Annotated in this window: 38 protein-coding genes; 11 read left to right on the forward strand and 27 right to left on the reverse strand. The window is 64.0% G+C overall.

Annotated features, from left to right (window positions below; all coding sequences use genetic code 11):
- Positions 1 to 272: 272 nt before the first annotated feature.
- From HBO09_RS27165 to HBO09_RS27215, 11 genes are all read left to right on the forward strand, one after another.
- Positions 273 to 485 (forward strand): hypothetical protein, encoded by a 213-nt coding sequence (locus tag HBO09_RS27165; protein WP_170060976.1) that lies wholly within the window; start codon positions 273 to 275, stop codon positions 483 to 485.
- Positions 486 to 529: 44 nt separating this feature from the next.
- A complete protein-coding gene (gene parA / locus HBO09_RS27170) occupies positions 530 to 1,183 on the forward strand; it encodes a ParA family partition ATPase (RefSeq protein ID WP_170060977.1) in 654 nt (217 codons plus the stop codon).
- Positions 1,180 to 1,494: a hypothetical protein gene (locus tag HBO09_RS27175; protein ID WP_170060978.1), complete on the forward strand. Its 315-nt coding sequence runs from the start codon at positions 1,180 to 1,182 to the stop codon at positions 1,492 to 1,494. Before parA ends, HBO09_RS27175 begins: the two co-directional genes overlap by 4 nt.
- A 74-nt stretch (positions 1,495 to 1,568) precedes the next feature.
- The gene (locus HBO09_RS27180) at positions 1,569 to 1,721 is read left to right on the forward strand and encodes a hypothetical protein (protein ID WP_170060979.1); all 153 of its coding nucleotides are present in this window, start codon (positions 1,569 to 1,571) and stop codon (positions 1,719 to 1,721) included.
- Complete coding sequence (locus HBO09_RS27185) at positions 1,718 to 2,125, forward strand: hypothetical protein (RefSeq protein WP_170060980.1); 408 nt, start codon at positions 1,718 to 1,720, stop codon at positions 2,123 to 2,125. The genes HBO09_RS27180 and HBO09_RS27185 overlap by 4 nt, the downstream gene beginning before the upstream one ends.
- Positions 2,125 to 2,262, forward strand: coding sequence for a hypothetical protein (locus HBO09_RS27190; RefSeq protein WP_170060981.1), 138 nt, complete (start codon positions 2,125 to 2,127; stop codon positions 2,260 to 2,262). Before HBO09_RS27185 ends, HBO09_RS27190 begins: the two co-directional genes overlap by 1 nt.
- Positions 2,259 to 2,606 (forward strand): hydrolase, encoded by a 348-nt coding sequence (locus tag HBO09_RS27195; RefSeq protein WP_170059076.1) that lies wholly within the window; start codon positions 2,259 to 2,261, stop codon positions 2,604 to 2,606. Before HBO09_RS27190 ends, HBO09_RS27195 begins: the two co-directional genes overlap by 4 nt.
- Position 2,607: 1 nt before the next feature.
- Positions 2,608 to 2,820 carry a hypothetical protein gene (locus HBO09_RS27200; protein ID WP_170060982.1) on the forward strand — a complete coding sequence of 71 codons (213 nt, stop codon included), beginning with the start codon at positions 2,608 to 2,610 and terminating at the stop codon, positions 2,818 to 2,820.
- Positions 2,817 to 3,221 (forward strand): DUF2528 family protein, encoded by a 405-nt coding sequence (locus tag HBO09_RS27205; RefSeq protein WP_170060983.1) that lies wholly within the window; start codon positions 2,817 to 2,819, stop codon positions 3,219 to 3,221. The genes HBO09_RS27200 and HBO09_RS27205 overlap by 4 nt, the downstream gene beginning before the upstream one ends.
- Positions 3,218 to 3,355, forward strand: coding sequence for a hypothetical protein (locus HBO09_RS27210; protein ID WP_170060984.1), 138 nt, complete (start codon positions 3,218 to 3,220; stop codon positions 3,353 to 3,355). Before HBO09_RS27205 ends, HBO09_RS27210 begins: the two co-directional genes overlap by 4 nt.
- Before the next feature lie 86 nt (positions 3,356 to 3,441).
- Entirely contained in the window at positions 3,442 to 3,795 is a 354-nt protein-coding gene (locus tag HBO09_RS27215) for a hypothetical protein (protein ID WP_170060985.1), read from the forward strand.
- 55 nt (positions 3,796 to 3,850) lie between these two features.
- On the opposite strand, the gene HBO09_RS27220 is transcribed toward HBO09_RS27215, so the two are convergent.
- From HBO09_RS27220 to HBO09_RS27350, 27 genes are all read right to left on the reverse strand, one after another.
- Entirely contained in the window at positions 3,851 to 4,861 is a 1,011-nt protein-coding gene (locus HBO09_RS27220) for a contractile injection system protein, VgrG/Pvc8 family (RefSeq protein WP_170060986.1), read from the reverse strand.
- 9 nt (positions 4,862 to 4,870) lie between these two features.
- Entirely contained in the window at positions 4,871 to 5,083 is a 213-nt protein-coding gene (locus HBO09_RS27225) for a tail protein X (RefSeq protein WP_170060987.1), read from the reverse strand.
- Positions 5,076 to 5,459 carry a phage tail protein gene (locus tag HBO09_RS27230; protein ID WP_170060988.1) on the reverse strand — a complete coding sequence of 128 codons (384 nt, stop codon included), beginning with the start codon at positions 5,457 to 5,459 and terminating at the stop codon, positions 5,076 to 5,078. Before HBO09_RS27230 ends, HBO09_RS27225 begins: the two co-directional genes overlap by 8 nt.
- Before the next feature lie 2 nt (positions 5,460 to 5,461).
- Complete coding sequence (locus HBO09_RS27235) at positions 5,462 to 8,440, reverse strand: phage tail tape measure protein (protein ID WP_170060989.1); 2,979 nt, start codon at positions 8,438 to 8,440, stop codon at positions 5,462 to 5,464.
- 139 nt (positions 8,441 to 8,579) lie between these two features.
- The gene (locus HBO09_RS27240; protein WP_170060990.1) at positions 8,580 to 9,146 is read right to left on the reverse strand and encodes a phage tail assembly protein; all 567 of its coding nucleotides are present in this window, start codon (positions 9,144 to 9,146) and stop codon (positions 8,580 to 8,582) included.
- Between the two features lie 67 nt (positions 9,147 to 9,213).
- A complete protein-coding gene (locus HBO09_RS27245; RefSeq protein ID WP_170060991.1) occupies positions 9,214 to 9,723 on the reverse strand; it encodes a phage major tail tube protein in 510 nt (169 codons plus the stop codon).
- On the reverse strand, positions 9,724 to 10,890 hold the full coding sequence (locus tag HBO09_RS27250; RefSeq protein ID WP_170060992.1) for a phage tail protein: 1,167 nt from the start codon (positions 10,888 to 10,890) through the stop codon (positions 9,724 to 9,726).
- A gap of 3 nt (positions 10,891 to 10,893) precedes the next feature.
- Positions 10,894 to 11,082, reverse strand: coding sequence for a hypothetical protein (locus tag HBO09_RS27255; RefSeq protein WP_170060993.1), 189 nt, complete (start codon positions 11,080 to 11,082; stop codon positions 10,894 to 10,896).
- A 51-nt stretch (positions 11,083 to 11,133) separates the two neighbouring features.
- Positions 11,134 to 11,811 (reverse strand): hypothetical protein, encoded by a 678-nt coding sequence (locus HBO09_RS27260; protein ID WP_170060994.1) that lies wholly within the window; start codon positions 11,809 to 11,811, stop codon positions 11,134 to 11,136.
- Positions 11,812 to 11,888: 77 nt separating this feature from the next.
- Positions 11,889 to 12,134 (reverse strand): tail fiber assembly protein, encoded by a 246-nt coding sequence (locus HBO09_RS27265; RefSeq protein ID WP_170060995.1) that lies wholly within the window; start codon positions 12,132 to 12,134, stop codon positions 11,889 to 11,891.
- On the reverse strand, positions 12,134 to 12,751 hold the full coding sequence (locus HBO09_RS27270) for a hypothetical protein (protein WP_170060996.1): 618 nt from the start codon (positions 12,749 to 12,751) through the stop codon (positions 12,134 to 12,136). Before HBO09_RS27270 ends, HBO09_RS27265 begins: the two co-directional genes overlap by 1 nt.
- 3 nt (positions 12,752 to 12,754) lie before the next feature.
- On the reverse strand, positions 12,755 to 13,417 hold the full coding sequence (locus tag HBO09_RS27275) for a hypothetical protein (RefSeq protein ID WP_170060997.1): 663 nt from the start codon (positions 13,415 to 13,417) through the stop codon (positions 12,755 to 12,757).
- Positions 13,418 to 13,419: 2 nt separating this feature from the next.
- Entirely contained in the window at positions 13,420 to 13,728 is a 309-nt protein-coding gene (locus tag HBO09_RS27280; protein ID WP_170060998.1) for a hypothetical protein, read from the reverse strand.
- Positions 13,725 to 14,081 carry a hypothetical protein gene (locus HBO09_RS27285; RefSeq protein ID WP_170060999.1) on the reverse strand — a complete coding sequence of 119 codons (357 nt, stop codon included), beginning with the start codon at positions 14,079 to 14,081 and terminating at the stop codon, positions 13,725 to 13,727. The genes HBO09_RS27280 and HBO09_RS27285 overlap by 4 nt, the downstream gene beginning before the upstream one ends.
- Positions 14,082 to 14,090: 9 nt before the next feature.
- Entirely contained in the window at positions 14,091 to 14,618 is a 528-nt protein-coding gene (locus tag HBO09_RS27290; protein WP_170061000.1) for a hypothetical protein, read from the reverse strand.
- A complete protein-coding gene (locus tag HBO09_RS27295) occupies positions 14,615 to 15,337 on the reverse strand; it encodes a phage tail protein I (protein WP_170061001.1) in 723 nt (240 codons plus the stop codon). The genes HBO09_RS27290 and HBO09_RS27295 overlap by 4 nt, the downstream gene beginning before the upstream one ends.
- Positions 15,334 to 16,332, reverse strand: a complete 999-nt coding sequence (locus tag HBO09_RS27300) for a baseplate J/gp47 family protein (protein ID WP_262381341.1) — start codon at positions 16,330 to 16,332, stop codon at positions 15,334 to 15,336. The genes HBO09_RS27295 and HBO09_RS27300 overlap by 4 nt, the downstream gene beginning before the upstream one ends.
- A complete protein-coding gene (locus HBO09_RS27305) occupies positions 16,329 to 16,661 on the reverse strand; it encodes a phage baseplate protein (RefSeq protein ID WP_170061002.1) in 333 nt (110 codons plus the stop codon). Before HBO09_RS27305 ends, HBO09_RS27300 begins: the two co-directional genes overlap by 4 nt.
- Before the next feature lie 2 nt (positions 16,662 to 16,663).
- Entirely contained in the window at positions 16,664 to 17,272 is a 609-nt protein-coding gene (locus HBO09_RS27310; protein WP_170061003.1) for a phage baseplate assembly protein V, read from the reverse strand.
- Entirely contained in the window at positions 17,265 to 17,828 is a 564-nt protein-coding gene (locus tag HBO09_RS27315; protein ID WP_170061004.1) for a hypothetical protein, read from the reverse strand. The genes HBO09_RS27310 and HBO09_RS27315 overlap by 8 nt, the downstream gene beginning before the upstream one ends.
- Entirely contained in the window at positions 17,812 to 18,333 is a 522-nt protein-coding gene (locus tag HBO09_RS27320; protein WP_170061005.1) for a phage tail protein, read from the reverse strand. The genes HBO09_RS27315 and HBO09_RS27320 overlap by 17 nt, the downstream gene beginning before the upstream one ends.
- Positions 18,315 to 18,695, reverse strand: a complete 381-nt coding sequence (locus tag HBO09_RS27325; protein ID WP_170061006.1) for a hypothetical protein — start codon at positions 18,693 to 18,695, stop codon at positions 18,315 to 18,317. Before HBO09_RS27325 ends, HBO09_RS27320 begins: the two co-directional genes overlap by 19 nt.
- The gene (locus HBO09_RS27330; protein ID WP_170061007.1) at positions 18,692 to 19,051 is read right to left on the reverse strand and encodes a hypothetical protein; all 360 of its coding nucleotides are present in this window, start codon (positions 19,049 to 19,051) and stop codon (positions 18,692 to 18,694) included. The genes HBO09_RS27325 and HBO09_RS27330 overlap by 4 nt, the downstream gene beginning before the upstream one ends.
- A gap of 70 nt (positions 19,052 to 19,121) precedes the next feature.
- Positions 19,122 to 20,936: a phage major capsid protein gene (locus HBO09_RS27335; RefSeq protein ID WP_222933994.1), complete on the reverse strand. Its 1,815-nt coding sequence runs from the start codon at positions 20,934 to 20,936 to the stop codon at positions 19,122 to 19,124.
- Positions 20,937 to 20,976: 40 nt separating this feature from the next.
- Positions 20,977 to 22,488 carry a phage portal protein gene (locus HBO09_RS27340; protein ID WP_170061009.1) on the reverse strand — a complete coding sequence of 504 codons (1,512 nt, stop codon included), beginning with the start codon at positions 22,486 to 22,488 and terminating at the stop codon, positions 20,977 to 20,979.
- 4 nt (positions 22,489 to 22,492) lie between these two features.
- Positions 22,493 to 23,008 carry a hypothetical protein gene (locus tag HBO09_RS27345; RefSeq protein ID WP_170061010.1) on the reverse strand — a complete coding sequence of 172 codons (516 nt, stop codon included), beginning with the start codon at positions 23,006 to 23,008 and terminating at the stop codon, positions 22,493 to 22,495.
- 13 nt (positions 23,009 to 23,021) lie between these two features.
- Entirely contained in the window at positions 23,022 to 24,185 is a 1,164-nt protein-coding gene (locus tag HBO09_RS27350; protein ID WP_170061011.1) for a site-specific DNA-methyltransferase, read from the reverse strand.
- Positions 24,186 to 24,203: the final 18 nt, after the last annotated feature.

Consider the following 24,203-nt stretch of genomic DNA (forward strand, 5'->3'; position numbering starts at 1 on the left):
ATATATATTAATAGTACATACAAAGCCCAAGGACAAACAATATCCATATAGTTCATAGGGCCAGACCTGTACACAGGGCGCGCCCATTATATACGTATATAATGGGCGCGCCCTGTGTACAGGTCTGGCCCTATGAAGAGCTAGGGCTATACTTGTACGTAATAGGGCCTTGACTGTATGTGATAACAGGGCATAGCCTGTACACGCTACTACTGATAGCGGCTATGTACAGGCAAAGCCCTATGTTTTTTGCTACTGATAGGGAATTGACCATGGACGAGACAGAAAGCCCGTTGCGGGCCATGCCTGGGCAGGTACTGGAAAAGGACAGCGCTTGCGCGCTGGCTCGTTTATGGCGCGGTAACCCGCGCCGCGTAAGGCTTCCAGCTAGGCAAGAAAGGACGAGCGATGAAAAAGGTACAAGGTGCCACCAAAAAGCTAAAAAGTTCTTTTGTTCACTTGATCTTTTGAACAAAGGAACATAAGGTTGCAGGGCATGTTAATCAACCACGAGCAGGAGGATAGACCGATGGCTCAAGTAGTAGCGGTGCTAAACCAGAAGGGCGGCACCACCAAAACGACAACATCAACAAACCTTGCAGCGTGCCTAGCCGTCAAGCATGGGCTTCGTGTACTCCTGGTCGACCTGGACGGCAAACAAGGCTCGGCGAGCGACTGGGCTAACTCCAGGGTAGGCGAGCCGGGCGACCCGTCCCTCATTCCCGCGGTAGTGATGGGCAAGCAACTGCCGCGCGACCTGCCACGCATTGCCGACGGCTACGACATCATCATCGTTGACGGCGCCGGCCAGGTTGACGAACTGAGCAGCGCCGCCATCAAAGCGGCCGACGCCGTGCTGATTCCCGTCCAGCCAAGCCAGTACGACATATGGGCCACCAGCGACCTGGTGCGCCTGGTGAAAGACCGACAGGAGCTGACCGACGGGAAGCTGAAAGCGTTCCTCATGGTCGCCCGCGCCGTCGAAGGGACCGTCATGGAGCGAACCGCGCGCCAGGCCCTGGAAGACTTCGAACTGCCGATCCTTGAGGCGCAAACGCACCAGCGCCAAGCCTACGTTGGCGGCATTGTGGAAGGCCGGAGCGTTATCGACCTGCCACCCAGCCACCCAGCACGCAAAGAGATCGAGGCGCTCGCTGACGAGCTCCTGGAGGCCATCCGATGAGCAGCACCCCAAAGCTGAGCACTCAGCGACCCGGCCGCCGCGACGACGCGCCAGAGCCGGCGCACCTGACAAAGCTGCGCGCGGCGCTTTCGAATGCCGGCGAAGAAAAGAAAATCCCGGGTTTCATGGCTCCTCCCAGCTACCACAAGGCGCTGCAGGAGCTGAAGAACATGACCACTACAGGCGAGCCCGTGAAGAACTTGCTGCTCGAGGCGATCGACGACCTGGTCGCGAAGTACTCCCGCGGCGAGGGGCGATTCAAGGTGGACGACCGAGAGGAGCTGGTACGGAGGCTGGAAAGCCTCAAGTAAGGAAGGAAGCTCGACCAGCGGGTGCAACCGCCGGCCGAGCAGGAACACAAACAATCCCCGAGAAGGAATCAATCATGTCCGACCGCGACTATAACATGCTGGCCGCGCTGCCAGTTGCTCACATCACCGATCCGCGCTTCCGCCACCTGGTGCTCAAGTTCATCGCCCTGCGCGTTCCTGGGCGCTTCGGCAGCCACGCCACCGCGATCGTAGAGAGGGCCGCATGATGACCCTCAACCAGCCAAAAGCCCTCGAGGCGGCCGCCCAGGCCCTTGCCAAACACTTCGGCTACGACTACAGCGAGATCCGCATGACGGATCACTACCTGCGCAAGAAGCGCCGCCCGGATCGCCAGGTCGTGGCCCTGGTCGAGCTGGCAGACCGCCTGCTGCGGCCACACTTCGACACGATCACCGATCTCGACGACCAGGTCGCGCTGCTGCAACTGCGGATCCGCTCCGTCCAGGAGGAAGCCCGCAACCTGGCCGACTACATGCTCGCCCTGCCCGGGCGCCTGCCGCCACACCTGGACAAGGAGCATGACGCGATCCAGTTCCGCGCCTGGCTGAAAGACCAGGTCAAGGCCGCGCCCTTCCCCCACTACACGAAGCCGCACCAGGAGCCCCGCTGATGAGCCGCCAATCCTCAAGCTCGGTCGAAGTCCTGCTCGGCCTCCTGTTCGGGGCAGTTCTCGCCCTGGGCATGTTCATCTACAAGCTGTACACGCACCAACCGGACCCGCAAGCCACAGAAGGCGACGACGAATGAAAGCCCTGACCACCACAGCCCTGGCCATCGCACTCCTGGCCACCACCCTGCCGGCGTTGGCCGGCCGCGACTGCGACGTCGACCGCGACGGGCGCACCGATGCAACGTGCGGCGGCCCTGACCGGGATCTGGACAACGACGGCCGCACCGACGCGCGCTTCGGCGGCCCCGACCGCGACCTGGACAACGACGGCCGCACCGATGCACGCTTCGGCGGCCCCGATCGGGATCGCGACAACGATGGCCGCACCGACGCAACGTTCGGCGGGCCAGACCGCGACCTGGATAACGACGGGCGCACCGATAAGCGCTTCGGCGGGCCTGACGACCGCAAGGGGAACTGACATGGCCATCACCATCAAGGTCCGCATGGGAACCGGCAGCTACCACGCCCGGGCCATGCGCCTCGGCGTCACCGCCAGCAGCTCCGAGGGGGCCGGATCAGCGGCCGCGGCCGTGTGCCGAAAGCTCGGCGCTGATCCCGCCCTGCTCCAGCAGGTTCAAACAGAGCCAGGCGTCACCACCTATACACACCCGCACCAGGAGCAATCGGCATGACCACCCAAAGCCAAATCAAGCGCTACACGATCAAGCAAGCCTGGGGTGACCACAGCATCAAACTGGAGGTCGACCACGCCATCCTTACCCCCGAGCGGGCCGATATGCACCTGCGCTTCTGGACTGGTGCCGACGACCAAATAGCAGAGGAAGACGGCGACGTCGTGCGCGCCGCCATCCGGGCTTTCGGCGTCAACGCCATCTACCACATGCTGGCGGACTACGGCGCATCCTTCAAAGACGCCCGGACCGCTAAGCACTGGTCGGAAAAAATGCGTGACCTGGAAGGCTACGGGGGCGAAACAGATACGCCTTACGGCTGGATCGGGATCCGCATTGTCGAGGCAGAAGCCCAAAGCCCGAGCTTCGACGAAGTCGAGCTCGAGGAGCTGGCCGGATGACCGAGCGCAACTTCCACGCCGATTGCCCGCACTGCAACCGCGACGAGTTCATCGACGAGGATGATTGGTTCGAACACGTCAGCATGTGCGAATGGGAACAGGAGCAGGATCGCCTACGCGACGAGGAGGAGTAGAGGCCCTGTCGCCATCCCCACAAGCCCGCCGCCCTGGCGGGCTTTTTGTTACCCTGCGCGCCTCAACCAATGGAGATCCGCGCAGCATGAAAGCAAAGCCCCTTCTCATCGGCCTCGGCGTGGCCGTCCTGGTCGTCCTCGGGATCCGCGACCTGATGAACAAGGACGCCAATGCGCTCGAGCGCGTAAGCGATCGCGCCGGCATTCAGGTCAACTGTGAAATCACGAAGTCCAGCGGGCAGCGCTGGGGCGTATGCCGCTACCAGAACGGCGCGCCGGCAAGTGCCTGGCTCGACCGCGACGGCACCTGGATTGCCGGCAACGGCGGCGCGATCAAGATTGTCGATCGCCTGGCCAGCGTGACAGACCTACAGGGCCTGCCCAGTGTCATGCGTGACTACATGAAACCGCCGACCATGCCGGGCGATCTGTTCGAGTAACGGGCGCCAGAAACGAAAAAAGGCCCCCACCGCCGCTAGGCAGTGGGGGCTTTCTTCATTCCAGCGGGCGCGAAGCCTCGATCGTGCAGCGGTAGCTTTGCTGCCGACTGCCGCGCTCCGTCACCTTGTCGATCGACCACTGGCCCTGCATGAAACTCGGCCAGCTGCCATCGAGCACCACCAGGCCCTCGGCCGCATAGCCTGGGTTGCCGGGGCAATCGATTTGCACCTTGTACGCGCTGCGCTTGAGCTTGCGCAGCTCCCCCTCGCCGGCGGCCTTGGCCTCCGCTTCGTTCGGCCAGCGCTGGCGCACCTGCTTGAACGGCTTCTCGCCGATCTCCACCTTGCATTCCTTGCCGCTGGCGCCGTCCCACCAGGTCGTGCGGCACCCCTTGAACTTGACCCGGCTGTCATCGTCCAGGCTGGCCTGGATGAATGCCGCATCGCCCGGCCGGTTGTCCTTCGTTACCGCGATCGTCATCACCGGCAGCGACTTCCCCGACAGCGACTTGAGCTGGCCGCGCCTTGCCATGACGTAGAGCTCGTTTACCGGCTTGGTCACCGCGTCATGCTGGCGCGCCAGGCGCGTCAGGAAGCCCATGTCCGTCTCGTTCGACTGATCGACGTGCTCGACCTGGATCGCGTCCAGGTCCGCAGCGATCCGCGGCGAGAAGCCATGCCGGGACGTCAGCTCGCGGAAGATCGCGCCCAGTGTCGTCGGGCCGAAGCTCGCCGACTTGCGGGCCTTGAAGTCCGTCTCGTCGGCCACCTTGAAGGGCGCCGCCGTAGCGATGATCTGCAACTGTGACGGGAACAGCTGGGGGATCATGCGTGTGACGATGAACTCGCCGGCATCGACCAGGCCCGATTCCTTGTAGCCGCGGCGCAGGCCGATTTTGCCGTCGACGCTCGGCAAGCCGTCTAGCCCCTCTGTGTTAACCGTGAGCTTGAGCGTGTCGGACTGCACCCCGGCCGCGTCCACATATTCCCAGTCGATCAGCCGGCCATTGATCAAGCCCGCATTGGCGCCCGTGACCTCGACCGCTGGCGTGTAACCCAGTGACATAACCCCTCCTCAATCCCACGCACGAACCGGCGCGGCATTGGTCGGCGAAACCTCCAGCTCGGGCAAGATTACCCACAAGCCCGAGGGCAGCGCCGGCCCATGCTCGACCAGGTTCTTATTGATCCGCCAGAAAGCCTCCTCGGCGGCGTCATCAGAGCGCCCCAGCTCGCGGTAGAGCAGGACGTTTGCCGAATCGCCCGCGATGGTTCTTACCCTACGCATTCACGAACTCCTCCAGGTCGAGCGACCACTCCAGGAGCGACGTGGTGCCGTCGTCCAGGACGCGCTGCTGGCTCTCTGTGATGTCGTTGATCCGCCAGCGCCCCCACACCCGCCCCACTCCGTCGACGAGCGCGTAGGGCTGGCGGGCGTCGGCCATGGCGCGCAGCTCATCGAGCTTGGCCATGCCCGCGGCCCATTGCGCCTTGCCGGACAGACGCAGCGACTCCAGGCCCTGGCCTGTGTTATGCGACTTAGGCTTGCTGCTGATGATGTCGAGACTCACCCAGCCGCCCGATGTTTTGCGCTCGAGCCGCTCATAGGGGAAGCCGCTGCCCAGGCCGAACACGAACGACCCCAGCGCCATTTGCTGCGCCATCGTCAATCACTCCCGTCAGTCAATGAAGAACCCCGGCGCACAGCCAGCTGGTCGCCGGCCAACATCGGCAGTAACTCAGCCTTGAGCCTGGCCAGAATCTCGTCGGCCTGGCGCTTGTCGTAGGCGGGATCCCCGCTCGGCTGCACCGTGATGCTTGGCGAGAAGGTGATCTGCCGGTTTTCCTCGGTGGACTTGGCCACCGCCTCGGCGGTCTTGGTTGGGCCGGACAGCTTGTCGACCACGCCGCCCACCTTGTCACCGAACCAGGAACCCAGCTCCGAGCCCAGCTCGCTGCCGGCGATACCGCCGATCAACCCGCCGATGGCCGTGCCGATCCCGGGCAAGATCATCGTGCCGATCGCCGCGCCGGCCGCAGCACCACCCCAACCGCCGGCCATACCGCCCACCGCGCCGCCAACTTGGCCAGCGTCACCGTTTGCGATCCCATCAGCCGCCTGGGCAACGCCGCTGACAAGCATGAGGGGCACAGCCGCCTTGCCCGCCAACTTCGTCGCCTTGCCGAGGAAGCCCGGGGCCTTTTCCGCAACAGCAGCTGCAGCGGTCGTTGCCCCTGGCGCAGCTGGCGACAATCCAGCAGCCGGCGGCACCAGCGACAACGGTGCTCGAGGAGCACCTGCAGCTGACGCCACACCAGCCGACGGCGGCACCAAAGACAGCGGCGCCCGAGCTGCTCCTGGTGCAGATCCAGCAACCGGCCCCACGATGGTCAGCGGCTTGCCCGCAATCGCCGCTGCAGGAGCCGCCGGCCGGAGCATTTCCCCCGGCCTGGCCGCAGCCGTTCGAGTTGCCGGCACCGGCTCAGGCATCGCGGCCGCGGCCAGCTCGGGTGCTACCAGGCCGGCCATGGCCAGCAGCGGCCCCGCCAGCTTGCCCAGCCGCCCGCCGCGCGCCCCACCTGCAGCGCTGCCTCGACCACCAGCGCCGCCAACAGCAGCCCCGCGGCCAATCGGCGCGCCGGCACCGACCCGGCCAAGCGTTGCATTCAGGCGTGCAACAGCGCCGGTTGCAGCCGTGGCCGTCTGAGCCGTCCTGGCATCGAGCTTCGCCCGGGCCAAGCCGCCACGGTTGAGCGCCTGCCCAGCAAGCAGGCCGACGAACTTCAGGCCAATGGCCCCGAGCTTCAAAGCAGCCAGGCCAGCAGCTGCGACAGCGATCGCCCCGGTGATGCCCGGGAACGTCTCGGCCGCCCAACTAAGCCCGTCGACCATCACCCCCAGCGGCCCAAGGACCGCATTCAGCGCCGGCAACATCGCGTTGCCGATCAACGTGGTCAGCCGTGTCAGCTTGGCGGTGAAGGCGTTCCAGCCGGTGCGGGAAGTGTTCGCCACCCCGGCCGCCTCCTGCATCATCGAGCCCTGCTCGCCGATCGCCGACGTCGCGTACTTGGTCTTGTCCTTGACCATATCGAACGCGCGCTGCACCTCGCCCAGGTTCTGCAGGAGCGGTTGGATCGCGCCGATCGACTCCGACCCGAACAACTGGGTCGCCACCGCGGCTTGCTCCTCGACCGGCTGGTCCCGGATCGCCTCCAGGACTTTCATGATCGTGGCCGGCGCGTCGGCCTGCATGTCCCTGGCCAGATCCTCGGGCTCAAACCCGAGTTTCGACCAGACTTCCTTTTGCCCCTTAGTCGCCGCCTCGCCCTTCGTCAGGGCCGCGGTGAAGTTCTTGAAGCCGGTACCGGCGATTTCCTTCTCTGTGCCCGGGTTGAGGAATGCGGCCGACAGCGCAGCGGACTGCTCGGGCGTCAGACCGGACGCCTTACCCACCGCGCCGTAACGCTTGACCACCGAAGCAATGTCGGCGGCCGTGGCGTTGAAGTTGTTGCCCAGGTAGTTCGTCGAGTCAGCCAGGTCGAGCGTCTGCATGCGATCCAGGCCCATCGAAGCCCGCCAACCGGCCATCGTTTCGCCGGCCGTCTGCGCATCGATGTCGAACGCCGAACCCATGATCGCGGCGTCACGGGTGAAGTCCATGATCGCCTTTTCTTTCGCCGCGGGGTCAACGTTCCCGTTCTTATCCTTCTGGTCGTTGCCGATACCAGACTGGCCCGCGGCATATTCGATCTTGGCCAGGTCAACCGCAGTCATGCCGGACGAAGCGATCAAGCGATCGCTGGCCATCACAAGGTTGGCCTGGGCCATCCTCTCCTTGCCGCCCTCCTCGAAGTTGATGACTTTACCGACGTCGGCCATGGCTGTTTCCAGCTCCATGGCCTGGTTGATCGGGCGACTGGCGATATAAGCCAGGGCCGCCGTCTCTACCGCCTGCCCTCGCAGATCCGCGCGCTGGGCTCGGTTCGCCTCGATCCGCCCTTGGGCGCCCTTCACGGCGTCCAGCTTGGCCTTCTGCGAGGCAAGCGCCGCATTCGCCGCCGTGGTGGCCGACTCGAGGCGCTTTTGCTCGCTGGCGAGCTTGCCAGTGTCCACGCCGGCCGACGTCAAGTCGGCCTGCAGGCGCTTCAACTCGTTGCCTTGGCTGCGCTGCGCGGCCTCCATGGTGCGCAGGCTTGCCGTGCCCTTGTCCTGGGCGGTGGCCAGCTTGGTCACATCTGCTGTCGCCGCCTTGAGCTCCCGAGCCAAGCGCGCCTCCTCGGCACGCGCAACCCGCACCTGGCCGGCGGTAGCCTCCGTCGACGCAGCGAGCTGGCGGTGCGCGGCTGACGCCTTGTTGTGCTCGGCCGTCAACTGCGCGACCTTGCCGACGGCCGCCTGGTGCTCCCTGCCCAGCCTGGCCTGCTCGACTCGCGCCGCCTGCAGCTCCGTCTTCGTCTTGGCGACCTTATCCGTCAGCCGCGCGAAGCCATCCATCGACCGAACTGTTCGGTTCAGTTGCTGCAGCTCTGCCTGCTGGAGCTTGATCCCCTCCTGCAGGTCGTCGGCCTTCTTGGTGAAGTCGCCAAACGTGCTCGAGTAGGCGTCGACCGCGGCCAGCTTCAGGGAATACTTCGACTCAGCCATGCCTACTCCTTTTTCACCCCGAGACGCGCCACCGCCAGCTCATACCGGCGCAGCGCTTTCCCGGCGTCCCACTCCAGAATCTCCCCCTCGCTGACGTGGTACACGAGAGGGACGACATCACAGATCACGTCGATGTCGTTTACTGAAAGAAGGCCGCCGGTTTGTTTAAAAAATCGTTCAACCGCGCCTGCAACTGGGTCCAGTCGGGGATCGCCAGGCTTTGCACTTCTGGCACCGACAGGCCGGTACAAGCGGACGTGCAGAAGTCCGCGCGCTCGGTGTCGGTTTTCATCTTGCGCATGGCCTTGCTGACCTTGAGCGACGGAACCTCGATCGATACCTGGTCCTGCATCTGCCCGCCGAAACGCTTGATCGGGACCAGCAGCGGCGCGTTGTCCTGGTCCTTCGGCTTGGAGCCCAGGAAGTAGGACGCCGGCAGCGAGATGTACTCGCCGATCAGGATCTGCAGCGACACGTAGTCCGGTCGTTTCAGCTCGTCGAGCAGTTCCGCCGGCAGGCCGCTGGCCAAGCGCAGCAGCGCCTCGAAGCGGTCATCCTCATCGGTGCCCGCCTCCTCGATCGCCTTGCGGTGCTCGGCAACTGCGAAGGCCCGAAGCTGGATCTCCGTCAGTTGGCCGCCATCGGGCTTGTTGATCGGGTAACGCAGGGTGTGGAGCGGCATCTGCCAGGCTTTCTTGTCTTGCATACGGGTATTCCTTACGCGAACGAAAAAGCCGCCCGGAGGCGGCTCAGCGGGGCCAGGAAGGCCGGGATCAGGTCGACAGCAGTGCCAGACGGCGAGCGCCCTTCAACTGGTCGACGCCGTTGACCACGACCTTCTGCGTGCGGGTGTCCAGGTCGATAACCGGGATGCCGTTCTCGAGGCGCTGGTAGCTGCGCACCATCAGCTCCAGGACGGTCACAGGCTTGTCCTTCATCTTGAGGGTTTTCTCCTCGAAGACTTTCAGCTTGCCGCTGACGATGTGGTAGGTGAACCACTCGTTGCCGTCCTGGTCTTCGCCGGCCTCCTGGACGGTCAACATGACTTCATCGCCGCCGCTAACGCCCAGGGCGGTGATGATCGGCAGGCCGATACCATTGAGGGTCAGCTTGGCGGTCAGCGCCTTCATGCCGACCGCCATTTCCTCGGCCAGGAATCGGCCGCCCCGCATTTCCTCGGTTTCGAAGTCAACCTTCGGCGGCTCGAATTCCTCGATGGTCGCCATCAGCGGCAGGCCCTGGAGGAAGGCCGTGATTAACTGCCTTACGCGGTTCGTAAACATTTACAGGGTCTCCTGCAGGAATTCTTCGATGATCGAGTCGACGGCGTTGAGCTGGTAAACCATGTGCTCGTTCGGCGCATAGCGGCCGTAGTCGATGCACAGGAACCAGGTGCCGTTTTTGTACTTCTCGACGCTGTTCAGCTCGGGGTGCAGGTAAACGCTACCGCCCGGGATGGTGCCGTCAGCAACCAGGGTTTGGAGCCAGAGATCGATACGCTTGACCTCCTGCTCCATGAAGGACTTGGTCAGGTTCTTCGCCATGACCTTCTGCGCAGCGCCGACAAGCTTGCGGGCGATCGCGTCCTCGAGGCCGACGTAGCTGATGAACTTGCCAGTGATCGAACGGTTGCCGATCAACGAGAAGCCGCCCAGCGAAGTGCGCGCGTAGTAGCTCACGCCGTAGCGGTTGAGCAGGTCGCCATCGGTGGACTTGTCCAGGATGTTGTACTCAACCATGCGCGACACGTCGGCCGCGTAGGTGACCTGGTTGCCCGGGCTTTCCCACTGCTTGACCGCGGCCAGCGCCGCGATGGCCAGGCTCGACGGCGGCAGGAACACGTTGCCCTGGGCCGCCTTCGAGTAGATCGCCGGCATCTGGTGCACCAGGTAGCAGCGGTCGTAGCCGAGATCCGCGCCGCCGATCGCCTCGCTGTTCTCTACCTGCCCCTGGACGCCGACGTCCTTGCCGTCCAGGACAACCCGGGCGCGCAGACGCTTGCCGATCGATGCCAGTTCGCTGTGCACCGACTGTTCGGACGAGAAGCCCGGGGCGCCGATGATGGTCGGCTCTTCCTTGCACACGCCCAGGGCCTGGATGCCAAGCTTCTGGCCGCTGACCGGGTCTTCGCCGCCGATCACGTTGTTGATGGTTGCAGCGGGCGTGGCGCCCTTCTCGACCACGACCACATAGACCGGGATCTTGACGACCTTGAGGATCTGCTTGACCACGTTGTACAGCGTGCCGGCTTCGGCGCCGGTTGGGTCCAACTGCTCGGCCAGGGTCAGGTTGTTGATGCGGAACGGCGAGTTGAGCGGCACGCCCAGGGCGCGGTTCGGCGCGGTGCCGACAATGGCCACGACGTTGTCGCCGATCCCGCCCATCGATTCCGCTGGCTCGCTCGTCTCGATCGAGACGCCGTTATGTTCGAAGTTGCTCACCAGGGCCATGGATCAAGCCTCCTTTGCGGCAGTGGTTTTCTTGGCAGGGGTCGCGTCGACCGGCTTGAGCTTGATGCGGCCAACCGCCTCGAGCTGCTGCGCCTCGACTTCCAGGAGATCCAGCTCCTGGTCAACCGCGGACCAGTGACCACCCTTCATCGGGAAGGGGATCACGACGATGTACTTCTGGCGTTGAGCCATGTGCTTTCTCCAGGAACAAAAAGGGCCGCAAGCGCGGCCCAGGGAATGGGGTCAGATTTCTTTCCAGGGGTTGACCTTGAAGGTCAGGCCCTTGGCCGGCTCGCCAGTGGCGCCGGCATGTTCGGGCTTGATCTTGAAGCCCAGGCGGATCACGAAAGCCCGCGTCGACGTCAGCTCGCGCACCAGGTAGAAGCCGCACCAGAGGTTCAACCGACCGGGGCGCCCCGCCACCACGAACTGCCAGCCGCCCAGGCCCGGCTTGTCCTCCACCACGGCCTGGCCAAGGTGGCCGATCTGGCACTCGCCGACCGGGCAACTGAACAACGGCAGCAGCCGCATGTTGTTGGCCGGATTGCGCACCGCGGTCCACCAGAAACGAGCCAGCCAGCTGGTGACGGGCAGCGCCGGCACCGGCAAACGAAGGCGCCGGAGCAATGGCAGCAGGCCGAATAGCACCAGGGCGTCACAGTTCTCAGCCCACCAGGCGCGTTTGTCGCCGTCGAGTCCGTCGAAGTCATTGCCCCACAGCCACGCCCAATGCGGCAGATTGACGATCGGGCGGCCATCGCTGGCCGACACCCCCGCTTGCGGGAAGAACGCCGCCACGGCCACCACAGGAAGCCCCAGGACGATCGAAGCCAGTCGAGCCAGAGCCAGCACCGACCATTGCACCAGGGCAAACAGCACAACCAGGCACCGCACGGCGCCCAGGAGAATGTTTTCGAGCATTACCAATCCTCAGAAACACGAAAGCCCCCAGGGCGGGGGCTTATCGCAGGCACAAAAAAACCGCTTTCGCGGCCGGGTTACTTCAAGCACTCCGGCCGTTCAGGCCAGACCACCGCAAATGGATCGCCGACATCCTGGGGAACATCGCGCAAGGCTTGCCGGTAAACGGCAACAGCCGCGCGATCGGCTTCACCCAACGGGCTGTCCTGCACTTGCGTATAGTCAGTTTCGCGCAGGAGCTGGTTGCGCAAGGCACGAACCGAAGCCCACTGAGCCAACTGGTTGCCCTCGGGCGTGGTCGTCATGCTTTTACTTTCACTCATCAGAACACCACCTTTTCAGCCAGGGAAAGCTTGGTGACGATCTCGCCTTGCTTGATAGACGGACCGATACCCACCTTCATCGAGTCAATACGAATCGCCGTGATGTATGCATTAGGGCAGAAGATCCGAACAACTACGTTGCCGTTGTCATCGACATACACCGATGGCGTCATATTCCCAACAGCGTTTGTACTGATAAGAGCGCGCTGAGCGCTGTAGGCATAACCAGCAACTGTTTCGTCAACAACTTTCGAGCTGCCGTAACTGTACCCGCGCAAGTTGAGCCAGAACATCCTGTCATCGCGGTTGACGTTCAGAGGCAATTTGAAGTGGAAGTAAACGTCCGTGGTTTTCCCGAGGTTGGTCGGAACGAAGCCGCCAGACGCCTGCGGTTCGATCGGACCGCCAGTACCCCACACCTGGCCCTGAAAAATACTCATGGTCAGCGTGCCGTCGCTGTACGGATCGCCCACCGTGTCCTTGAGCGAACGCCACTCATCGAACTTCACCAGAGCATCAGCCAGAGCCGCATTGATGCCCGCCATTTTACCGCTGACCACATTGGTCAAATTGTTGGCCGCTGTTACCAGGCCGGCGATAGTAGATTCCAAGCTCACGCTTTAACCCCCAATACTATTGATCTTATTGGCACCGCTATTGAAAGCGGCTGCCAGTCTAGTAAATGCGTCTTCTGTAGCACCCTCCAGCGCACTCACAGAAGCTGCCGAAGCAAAGTAACTAGGGAGGTTTCCCCCTAACTTCGCTGAATCAACAGCCTGCGCTGTTTTCAGGAGAAACTTCCCATCGACCTGGGCGATTGTGTAAGTGGTCGCCTTATCAGACTTCTCGGCCAACTTCGTCAGCATCGTGTTCGCGAAGTTGGGATCCTCGTTCAGAGCCTTGGCAAACTCCTCCAGCTGGTTCAGCGCCTCCGGCGCCGCCCCGACCAGCTCCTGCAGCCGAGCGTCTAGCTGTGCCGGCGTAACTGTGTCGGACGCCTCAGCCTTGCTAGCCAAGCCCGGCACCGTTACCTGCATCACCACGTTGCCGGTGCCATCGAATCCGATTTCGCCCTGCGCCTGGCCCGCCAGGGTGATGGTTCGCACCACCTTCAGCTTCGAGGCGGTGGCCGCATTCGCGCCAAGAGTGCGCGCCGCATCGTCGATATCGGCCTTGCCGTATACCTCCGACCGATCCGCTTTGTTGCGCAACTTGCCGTCGATCACGCCCAGGGCGTTGTTCACCGAGGCGAGCAGGCCATCCAGTGCAGCCAATAGGCCCATGCCTAACCCTCCTGCGCGGAGATAACCCCCGCGTGATATGTGAAAGCCTCCTGCAGGCCGTCCATCAACGCCGTTACCGCGGCGTCCGCTCCCTGCGCCAGTTCGAGCGCCTGGATCGCGTTCCGCTCTGCCTGCAACGTGCGCTGCAGGACGTTCTCTGCCAGCACGCCAACAGGCCCTTGGACGCCCAGCGAGATCACGCTCAGCCGTGGCGCAACGGCCTGGCGGATCTCCACCACGCTCGCGCCCTGCTTGAGGGTGACAATTCGCTCTACCCCGCGCGTGATTGTTACCGCCGGAACGCCGTTCATTCGATCACCGCCGGCACCAGGCGAATTTGGCCCCGCACCAGGCTGTAAACGTCCCCGCTGGGGTACATGACGCGCAGCTCATAACGGGCGCCGGTCCACAAGGCGCCGCTGGTACCGGCCGTTTTCTCCGGCGCCAAGCGCACCGCCATCTGACCTTTTTCAGGACCGAAGACAACGCCACCATCTTCCGTGGTGCACTCGGCCAGTACCTGGTTGCTCGCGGCAGGACAGATCCGAAAGACGGCCGCGCAGCCGTCGAAGTCGATCGGCTCGCGCGGCGTGCCGCTGCTTTCCCAAACCAGAGAGAACCCGAAGGTCGTCCCTTCTATCAGTGTCATTTCAGGTCCGTTCATGGCCCGCCCCTACTTGCCTTCCAGCTCCAGCACACGGAGCAGGAGCCCAACGTGCCGAGCCATGTTGTCGACGTTAGCCGTGGCCAGCTGGGCAAGCTCCTCGGTCAACAGAAGGTTGAGGCTTTCACCACCAATCACCACCGTCACGCTATCAGTCGGCAGGGCCGAAAGATTCAGCGTGAAACGCTGCAGGATCCTGGCCGATGCCGCCTTATAGGTCTGGAGCACGTCGGCCTGGGAGTAAACGCCGAGCAGCGTCCCCGTCGACAGGAAGAAGCCGAATTCGCCGACCTCATATTCCAACGGGCCATCGAACAGCGCGGCGATCCGCAGATTGCCGCCGCCGAGGTCTTCATAATCATTAACCGCGACCCGTTGCGTTTCAGCCTGCAGGGCCGTTTCGGCGCCGGTCGGGTTGTACCGCCCGGTGCCGGCTGCAACGTGAGTGATCTCACCCTTGAGCCCCCTGTTCTTCGCCAGGACCAACTCATTTAGCCCAGCCGCGGTAAAGCGAATCACGCGCGCGTTATCTGTCATACCTGCCCCTCGAGGTCGTAATCGTTCGTTGTGTAGAGCAGCGCCGCCGCGGCGCTGGCCAGCTGGCCGCCCAGCTCGAAGTCAGGCAAAGACCCATCGAGGAACAGCTCATCGCTTGTGATCGGTTCATGCGCCGCCGCAGCCGCCACCACCGAGCCCCGCAGCACAACCTCGGGCAACTCGCCGTGATAGTCGGGATCGCCCAGGACAAGCCCATAGCCAGCGGCGCCCGCAATGCGAAGCCCGCCGGCCGTCTCGTGAACCAGCGTGATCGACATATCGTCGCGCTCGCTCTTTGCTGCATGCAGGCGCCGGTATAGCCGGTTGTGATCGCCCGTCGACCAGGGTCGGGTGATGATCGCCTGGACATCGAAACTGTACGGCTCACCCACCGGCACCGCGGCGTACCAGGGCGTGATGTTGGGCGTAAAGCCCATCGACTCGACCGCGTATTTCAGGGCCTTGTCCGTACCGGCCTGCCGCTGAATCGACCAGGACAGCGCCACAGTCAGCCGCTTTTCTTCCTCGCTGGAGGCCGCGTTCCACTCCTGGACGCCTCGATCGGCGGCGAGGTACGGCAGGAAGTCGACCGGCGTGCGCTGGGGATCCATCAGCTCGGGAAATGGCGGGGTGATGCGCTCGACGATCTTGCCCAGGGCAAGGTCCAGACCCTGCTCCAGGAGCGAGCTGTTCGCCGGCAACAGGGTGCGTTCGGTCATAGCGTCCGGACCTCGATCTCGATGGCCTCACAGTAGGGCGCCTGGTGCGCCGCGCACTCGATCGGCGCCAATGGCTCAAGCCGCTGCAGACGCTCGGCGCCGGCCGCGATCAGCCCCGCATCGATCCAAGCCGGGTCGACATAGCCTTCCAGGCGATGGCGCGCCGTGGCGTATGCCTGCATAGCCGCGACCGCAGCCGCCTCAGTCAACCCGGAGTCAGGCCCCGGGTTGATCCAGGCGATCGCCCGAATCCGGTACCGACGAATTTCTGCCGCTTGGACCGTCACCAGGTCCGTCTCCGGCCGCACGTCGTCGCGCGCAAAGTGCTTGCGCGTGGCGAGGAGCAGCTCGGCGCTGGGGGTGCCGTCCCCGTCGCGGCCCAGGACCGTTACCGTCACTTTGCCGGGGCTGGTGAATCGGCCGTTGGCGTCCTTCACTTGGGCCGCAAATCCGTCCTCGGTGAAGGTGTACGTGACAACAACCTGGCCAGCCTTGGGCGCCTCGACGCTGACCAGGGCGCGTTCGCCCAAGGTCAACGCCTCGCGTCGGTACTGCAAGCGAGAACCCGCGGCCGGCGCATGCGGCGCAAGGTAGTAGCGCAGCCGCAGGTCGTCATCGGACTCCATCACCGGCGGCACCACCGGGAAGGCATTCGGGTCACCCTCAGAGAGCACCCGGCGCTCCAGGCCCATATCCGCGGCCCTGGCGTCGAGGTTCGAGCCCTCCGACCACCAGGCCAGCATTTGCTTGATGCGCTCGTTCCAGCGCCGCTCGTGCGCCTGGATCCGCAGGGTGAAAGCCTGCATGGCCATGACCAGCAACTCGCCGTCGTTCTCCAGCGTCTCAGCCAGGCGCACAGCCTTGGCCGGAGCCCTGGCCCGTACAAAGGCGATCACCTCCTCGCCGAACTCCTGCAGGAGCGGCTCGAATTCTTCGACCTTGACGATTTCCGGTTCGGCCAGCTGGTTGAGCCCGGGAATAAGCATCGTGCTCATGTGGCCACCTCAAATTGCATTTTTCGGTTGCGCCAGGTTCCAGCCAGGCGCAGCCGCAGGCCCGCGCCTTCACGCACCGCGACAATGGTGTCGGGCTCGAAGTCGCTGATGCCGTTGGCTTCGTTGTAGAACGTCTCGGCCGCGTCGGATTGAGCAAGCAACAGCAGCTCGTCACCGAGGTTCTTCGATAGCCTGGTAACCAGGTTGCTGCCGTACTTGGGCCGCTTCTGCCTGGTGCCAAGCGGAGTCGTCAGCGCCCGGGTTGCGCGCTGTACGAACTGGGGCCAGTCATCGACCGTGGCCCCGGTGTCTCTGTCGATCCCGATCATGGTCAAGCCTCGCTGATCAGGCGCCCCTGGTGATCGATCACCGGGCCAGTGAAGTGGATGCCGCCGGCATCGAGCGCCATGGCCACCTCGCCGACGGAGAAGATCGCGGACTCGGGCGTCAGCACGATCCTGGTCTGGCCGATCCCGAAGTCCAGGACGTCGCGGGAAGCGTTCAGAGAGGTTTCGCCGGTTTTCCAGGCTAAGGCATGGGCGTCATGGTCATAGCTGCTTTCCGCCCCGTCCGGGTACGTCCGACGGTGCAGCTGGGGCACCGTCGATGCGGGCGGGAAAGCGTCTGATGCTAGGCCGCGCAAGGCGACCGTATGCGCGCCGCCATCGCCGCCGCCGTAGTTGATCAGCACGCACTGCTCGCCGGCCGAGGGAATCAGCGTCTCGACCACCTGGCCGGCGCTCGGGTTGAACCACTTGATCCAGGGCGTCGTCAGGTCGCCGTGGCTGACCTTGCACAGCCCGGCCGGGTCAACCTCGGTGATGATGCCGATACGGGCCTGGTTGTCTGCGCGGCGCCGCAGATCCTCCAGCTCGGCCTCTATCTCGGCCAAGCGATCGACCAGCGGGCCGAGCTTCCTGCTGATGTACTCGTCAAACATTGCGAGCCTCCAGCTGCTGGTACTTGTCCGCGTCGTCGAAGTCCTCGACCTTCCAGGACACAAGCGGCAGGCCGCTGATGACCGGATCCTCGGGCACACGATCCGGCCCGGGCGCGATGCCCTGCTGGAACGTCACGCACCAGGCTTCGTAGCCGCCCGAACCTTTCTGGAAGATCGACGGGCCGCTGTGCAGCCCATCAGGGATGTCGCATTGCCGCCCGGAGAAACCCCAGCGGTTGCAGTCGGCCAGGCGCTCCAGAATGGTGGCCAGGTTGACCGCCTCCAGGGCTGGAAACTTCCGGTACCGGCCGACCACCGCGTGCAGCGTCACAGTGACGACATGCACATAGCGGCCGTCCGGCTGGCGTGTACCTGGTGCGGTGCGCTCCAGCTCGATCAGCACACAGGCATCGCCTACATGGCCGTCGAATTCGTCGTAGTTGGCAACGTCCACGCCCAGGCCAGCGCCGTGGATGGCGTCCCCTATCGCGAAGAACAGATCGGAGGTGACGTTGAACGGCCGTTTAGGCGTTGATTGCTTAGGTGGCGAATACATGCCGCGCCTCTCGCTCGAACTGGTCCACGAAGTAGATGTGCGCCCGCTTTTCCCAACGCTCCAGGACGTCCATCGCCGGCCCTTCCCAGTCCTCGCGAACCAGCTCAATCGGCAGACGCTCGCGGCCCTTGCGCCGGAACACAAGCCGCTGGCTCGATTTCATGGGGGAAATAAAGGCGCCGTCGTAGCTCCGATGGCCGACCGATACGCCGTCGGTTGTCTGCTTGGGCGTGCCCAGGTAGTGCACGGCGATTGGCTGCAAGCCGACCCACAGCTTTACCTCGCCCGCGGTCGCCTTGCTGAAAATGTTGTAGCGGTGTCGGATAGGGCTTTGCGTGATGCGCAGCTCCTGGGAGATTTCCCGGGAGCTGTGCGTGCGCAGCCACTGAGCGGTTCGGCGAAGCGCCCGGGCCGCGGCTAGGTCCAGCTTTTTGCTGGCCTGGCCGATGACCTGGTCAACCTCGCCCCATCCCGCGGTTTGTAGCTTTAGCTCGAAGCCCGCCATCTGCCACGCTCCACTGGCTGCTCGTCGCGATCGGCCCAGGGGATCAGCGTCAGAAGCGAGCGAACCCGCCCCAACGGCTCGATGTCGGTAACCGCGTACTCGACGCGATCGATGACGACCTTGGTGCCGACCTTGTCCACCGGCGTTTCGCCCCGGGGCAGTTGCAGGAACTTACGATCCAAGCGGCTGTTGGTCTTGGCCGCACCAGGATCAACCCCCGCGCGGTAGATGCGCCCGGCTACCTCGGGCTTGCCCAACATGCCGTCGACCTCCCGCGCATCCCGGCCAGGTTCGATCAGGCGAACCCGCACGCCGAACTCGTCAGGATCGAAGAACGACGCGAAGTCGTCATCGCCGATCATTTAGCCGCGGCCTTCTTGGCCTTCTCCAGGGCCGCGACTTCCTCCTGCAGGGCTTTCTTCTGACCCTCCAGGTCGGTCACCTCGACCTGCAGCGTGGTCACCTGCTCGCCGAGGGCCTCATGCTCCTCGCGCAAGGCGTCGATCTCGCCCGCCAGGCGCGCCCCACCTCCATCGGAGGCGCCGTTGTCCTCTTCGTAGAGGGCGATTTCTTCGGGGGTGGCATCACGGCAAAGGCCGGAGCCTTTCCAGTCGTTGCGCATCGAGCGCTCCACAGCCAGCGTGGTGCCGTCAGGAATCAGGTCGCCGTGGACCATCAGGTCCGTCAGCAGGACCACATACACAATCGCTTCCAACATGGTGATTGCATCCATTGAGTGAATAAAAAAGGGGGCCGAAGCCCCCGCACCTGCCCGCATTCAGGTTCTGTTACGCCGCCTTCTTCTTGCCTACGCAGAAGGACGACTTGTTACGCACCACCGCGTCCACGTCCTGGAACACACGCAGCACCAGGCCATCGCTGGCCGCCAGGGTCGCGGTATCGACCTGGAGATCCATCACGCCCCACATGCCCAGGACGATCTGCGAGAAGTCACCGAACAACCAGGTGTCGTCCGGCATCTGGTTGGTGTCCTCAGCGCGGTAGCCGTTGACCTTGCCGTCTTCCCAGACAGTGCGGCCGGTAGTGCCGGCGAACTTCTCGGTTTGCTGGGCGATGCCCGCCTGGGTAACGCTGGTCAGGTACGCCAGAGCGCCCTGGGCGGCGTTGAAGGTGGCCACCTTCGTGCGCATGTCGACCGCTTTGCCGAACGACAGACCTGGACCGTCGAATTCCAGCGCCGGAATGCCAGGCTGATTCAGCAGGCCGAGCAGCTGGTTTTCAGTACCAGGACCGCGCAGGATGCCAAGGTCGATCGCTACACCGAGGCCCTCGATCAGGTCGTCGATGATCAACGTCTCGATCGAGCGCGAAGCCTGTTTGCGCAGGCGGCGAGTAACTGGAATGCCACCCGCGATAGTCTTGGGCGACATCGCCAGAGTGGTCAGGTCGAAATCGCTCAGCTGCGCAGGATCGCCTTCGCCCAGCCAGTGGAAGTTGGAACCGCTGATTTTCTTCGGCAGGTCCAGGTCACCGACCAGGCCAGGCAGCATTTTCATGCCAAGGGCCGCCATCACGGTTTTGTTGCGCAGAATGTCGACGAACTGATCCATGCGCAGGTCGGTCGCGACGATCGCACCACCCTTGGCCGGGTCGCCCTTGCTCATGCCACGGATCAGCAGATCGTGCGGCACGTAAAAACCACGGGCCGGGGCTTTCAATACGTCCGCAAGGGCGTTGCTGACCTGGCGCTCGAGGCCCGCCTTCGACCAGTCCTTGGTTGCCGCGGCCTCGATGGCACGCATCAGCGAGTATTCGCCGAGTTCGTCTTCACTCAGGCCCAGGGAGCGCGCCGAGACGTCCTTGGTGAAGCCCGGCAGGTCACGCTCGCCCGGCTTGGGAGCGGCCGAGCCCAGCGGCTTCGGCGCAGCACCGCCGGCCCCTCCTTTCTCCAGGATCGAACGGCTGAACTGGTCAACGTTGAAGCCCTTGGCGATCGCCTCGTTGGCCAGATCGCGCTGGCCGAAGCGCTCGCCCATGGCGAGGATGTCGGCAACCCGGGCGCGCTCGGCAGTCAGGTCAGCGACAGAGTTGTTGGCGTTTTCCGCCGGGTTGGTTGGATCAGGCATCTTTTGACCTCGGATGATTACGGTATTCGTGGAACCAGAAAGGGAGCGCCCTACCCCGGTAGTCGGGTCAGCGGGCACGGAAACCCAGGAAACCTCGAAAGGTTCCCAGCGGGTGACGCGGTAGTGGTCAAGGCCCTCTTCGGAGCGCTCGAGGACCATTTCTCGCGGGATGTAGCCGACCGACACGTTCTGGCGGATGCCGTCGCGCACGTCCTTCCAGATGAGGTCCGCTTCCTCGCTGTTGGCAGAGAAGCGAACCCGCGCGCGGATCTTTCGGTCGGTATCAAGCCAGGCTTCTTCAACGACCCCCACCAGGGCGCGGGTCGTCCAGCGGTCGTGCATGGCCAGCGAGGGTGCGCCGCTGCGGAAACGGGTCCAGTCGATGGCCTCGGGGCTGTGATCCAGCACCTCCATGCCGAACCACTGGCGCACCGGGTATTCGCTGGAAACCGCGATTTCGACGGTGCGCTTTTCTTCGTCGATGGTTGATTTGTCGACGGAGAAGGAACGCTCCATTGCCGCCGTCTGGAGCGTCCGAAGGAGCGGAAGCTGGGCGCTATTCTTCGTCGGGTTCGTCGGATCGGGCATCCGGCTTTTCCTCGTTCGGTTTGTTGATAGGCGAAAGGCCCAACTTCTCGAGCAACTCCTCCTCGGCCGCGATCTCGGCGAACACTTCGTCGGGGTCGTCGCCGTTGGCGCGGATGTACTCAGAGCGGGATTTCGTGCGGTTGCCAATGCTTTCCGTAGCGGCCTTGGCGTCCTTCTGCGGATCCACCCAATCCCAGCCGCGGGCCTGCCAGAGCAGTTCGGTGGAGCGCTCAAAGTTGCGAGGAGCGATCTTGATAACGCCGCGGAGCATCGAGGCGTCGAGCCACTCCTGGCCAAGCCGATCGAGCAGCTCAGAAATTGCGAACTCTTGAACGCACTTGTAGAAGTCGCGCTCGTCCAGCTCGCCGGAGCGAAGGCTGGAGAAGCTAACGCCCTCCAGGTCGTGAGCCAGCCGGTGATAGCTCGGGCCGAGGCCGGCGGCAGCGTTACGGTTGCCGTCCTTCACGAACGGCGCGTAGTCGCTGCCCGGGCCTTGCGTCGCCAGCTGCTTGAAGTCCACGCCGTAGGGCAGCAGCTTGCCCTCGCCTGGTCTGATTTCCTCCTCAAGCGGCGGGTCGTCAGAATCGCTTTCCGGCGGGTCCAGCCATTCCGCGTCCTGGACGTAGTGGCCGGTGATCGATGCCGAGATCCGCGCCTTGACCAGAGCGGCCTGGCGGAACTCCTCCAGGTGATGCACATCCAGGGCGGAAGCGTGCGTCCAGGTGAAACCGCGCGACTGGTGCGGCCGCCACGGGTCGAATGTGTGGATCAAATCGCTGGCAAGGATGCGGTCATACCGTTCCTCTGCCCTGCGGATCACATCGCCGGGGTGATCGTTCAGCAGCCAATAGGCGACCGGGCGCTCCCACTCGTCCAGCTCCACGCCCATTCGGATGCGGTTGCCGTTGTCGAGTAGCGTGTTTAGGTTCAGGTCGAGGCGATCGGCTTCGAGGATCTGTAGCGCGAAGCCCCAGCGGTTCGACCAGTTGCGGACAATCCGCACCATGACCTCGCCGTCCCGGGCCAGCGTTTCGATCCAAAGCCACATGAACGTGACGTAGGAGTAGCGCCCGGTTACGTCAAACTGGCCCTTCTTAGCGAACTTCCGCCATTCCTTCTCGATCAGCTTTCGCGTGACCCTATCGGGAAGCCCATCGGGCAGCACGGCCTTCGATTGCAGCCGGATCCCGTAGGGGCCGACGACGTTCTGCCGCAGCAGGCGATAGAAGCGCTTCAGCGTGGCCGTGTTGATCGACTGCTCGCGCGCCCGCTGCCTTAGCGTCTCGTGATCGCCGAAAATTTCCTGGTTGGCGTCGGTGCCGCTGGAGCGGCGCGCCCATGCCGACGACAACCCACCACCGCCGGCCATCTTGAATGACCTGGTGCTGCGTACCGTCGGTTCGCGGCGCTCGCTGGCGGGCTCCGTAGATCGCTTTCCGCCTACGCCAAGCCAGGCCAGCGTTCGTTTCAGCGCATTCATGGGGCTACCTCAGTACGTGGCGGATCGGGCGACCCAGCGGCCAGCGGTTGTGACGGGCTCGCTGAATCTCCCGCCGGTACTGCAGGCGCAATTCGTTCAAGCGCTCGATCGGGATCCGGTCGAGCCGCAACCCGTCGATTTCGTAGCTGGCCTGGTCCTTCGGAATCCGCTTCTCAAGCGCGGCCTCGATCAGGGCCAACATCCGCTGCGCATGGCTGCGCGCGTCGGCCGGCTCGGCTGTTTCCAGGTTCGCGGCAACCTCTAGGCTGCCGCTGGCCACCGTGACCCGATCCACGCCGCGGCTGGCCAAGGCCACCCAGCGGTAAAGACCAGGAGCCCACCGCGCCGTATCGCCCGAGGCCAGCTCTACCTGGTAAGGCGCGCCGGCCTTCGTCTCGATGACATGCCGATCGGGACCGCTCAGTACGTAGCGGAGGATCCAGCCGGCAGATGCCGGGCAAGCCGGCACCTCACGCGACCAGGTGATCGAGTCACCGGCGTGTAGCTGTGTGGGTTCCATGGTTTTCTCGCTGTCAGGCGACAGCAGCCTCGGGCCGCTCAACCCGCTCGAGGCGGGACTGGGCGATATCGGCGTAGCTGTCGGAAATCTCGCAGCCCTGGAAGCGGAAGCCCTCCAGGAGCGCCGCCTTGCCAGTGCTGCCGCTGCCCATGTAAGGGTCCAGAACCAGGCCGCCGGGCGGTGTCACCAGGCGGCACAGGTAGCGCATCAGGTCGGTAGGCTTGACCGTGGGGTGATCGTTGCCATCTTCACGGTCGACCCGGGTTGCCTTCGGGCAGTAGAAGAATCGCGAAGCGGCGCCCAGGCTGGCATCGACTTCGGCGCCGCCGTCGTGGATCAGGTTGGCCGGCCAGCGCTGTTCCTCGCCAATGCGGCAACCGCCAATGTTCAGCGCGCCGGTTCCCAGCACCTGGACGTTTGCGGTGACGCTGCCACGGGGCGGCTTACGCGCCACAGTGATTGGCTCCAGAGCCGGCTTGAGGGCCGTTCCCCAGTCACCTGCAGGCTGGCAGGTTTTGCGCGATCGGCCCAAGCTGCTCAGGAAGCGCTCAGCACCATCGCCACCAGCGCCTACAGGACGCTCTTTGGTGGCCAGGTTTTCGACCAGGTTGTCCAGCTCGTCACCGAAGGCCAGGACCGCCTTCAACTTGGCCCACTGCGCAACGGTCGGTACCGCCGGCTGCGAACCGCTGGTTGTCCAGTGCCCCGCCATGCCGTTCGTGCCGAACAGTTCGTCGATTTGCCGGTTGGACCAGCCTGCCCGCTCGCGGGCAGCGCGCAGGAACGCGGTCACTTCGTACACGCCTGGCCGCACGCCATCTGGCTCGATGCTGCGATCGCCGGCCTGGTAGCTTTCCATCGCCGCGGACACGTCGCGCGACTTTGGGAAACCCGAGCCGTAGACCCAGGCCATCATGTCCCGGATCTCGAAACCGGCGTCCTCGATCCTGGTCGTCATTCGGTGCTGGGTTCGCGATCCCGCGAAGGCCAGCAGATGACCGCCAGGCTTGAGAACCCGGTAACACTCGGCCCATACCTCGACCGGCGGGACATCACAGTCCCAGCGGCGCCCTTGGAAGCTGATTCCATACGGCGGGTCGGTGACAATGCTGTCGACAGAGTTAGCCGGCAAGCGGCGCAGCGCTTCGAGGCAATCGCCCCGAAAAATATTGAACATGGGGGATTTGCCTCGATG

Origin of the sequence: Pseudomonas sp. WS 5027, from assembly GCF_012985695.1 — a bacterium.
GTDB lineage: Bacteria > Pseudomonadota > Gammaproteobacteria > Pseudomonadales > Pseudomonadaceae > Aquipseudomonas > Aquipseudomonas hygromyciniae.